This is a genomic window from Rhodoplanes sp. SY1 (genome assembly GCF_046000175.1).
Taxonomy (GTDB): Bacteria; Pseudomonadota; Alphaproteobacteria; order Rhizobiales; family Xanthobacteraceae; genus Rhodoplanes.
In genome coordinates this window covers 1-770 of record NZ_JBEOMB010000335.1, presented here as the reverse complement: position 1 = coordinate 770, position 770 = coordinate 1, and the positions used below count along the sequence as shown (strand labels likewise).

Below are 770 nucleotides of genomic sequence, written 5' to 3'. Positions count from 1 at the left end.
CGCGCCGTGCGGGTCGAGGTCGGCGAGAGCTGGACCCGCAAGACCTTGGTCAAGTCGATCCTCTTCGAACTGGGCGTCCAGGCGCGCGGGACGATCGCGGACATGACCGAGCAGGCGAAGGCGCTGCTCGGCGACGATCCCCGCCGGCCCCTGATCGTCGACGAGGCCGACAAGCTGGTCGACAAGGGAATGATCGAGCTGGTGCGCGAGATCGGGGAAGTCTCGCTTTGCCCGGTCATCCTGATCGGCGAAGAGCGGCTCCCGAAAAAGCTGGCGCAGATCGAACGGGTGCATAACCGCGTGCTCGAGTTCATGGCTGCGCAGCCGTGCGACCTCGACGACACCATCGCGCTCGCCGGCATGCTGTATCCGCGCATCTCGGTCGGTGCCGACCTGCTCGAAGAAATACGACGTCAATCGCAAGGCCGAGCCCGGCGCATCGTCGTCAATCTCGCCCGCGTCGCGGAGCTGGCGCGGAACCGCGGTCTCGCGGAGGTCGATCGCGCGGCGTGGGGCGGCACGGCTTACTACACCAGCAAAGCACCGGAGCCTCGCAACGCCGACAGTTGGAGCGCCTGAGATGGGGAAGCGCCTCGTCCCAGCACCCACCGCCGTCAAGGCGCCGATCGTCATCCCGCGCGGCCACGATCATTACTGGACCGTGATCCGTGCGCTGGACCGGCTGGGCGAATGGTCCGGCGGCGAAGTGGTCGAGCACACCAACGCTCACCGCTCCAGCATCCACGACTTCGTCCGCCGGCTGGTCGCCG

1 protein-coding gene and 1 pseudogene are annotated in these 770 nt (G+C 67.5%); both read left to right on the top strand.

Annotated elements, in window-relative coordinates:
* A partial coding sequence (locus ABTU92_RS29485; RefSeq protein ID WP_408095100.1) for an AAA family ATPase occupies window positions 1–579 on the top strand: 579 nt, incomplete at its 5' end.
* 1 nt (window position 580) lies between these two features.
* Window positions 581–770 (top strand): annotated as a pseudogene (locus tag ABTU92_RS29480) (hypothetical protein); the annotation flags it as partial.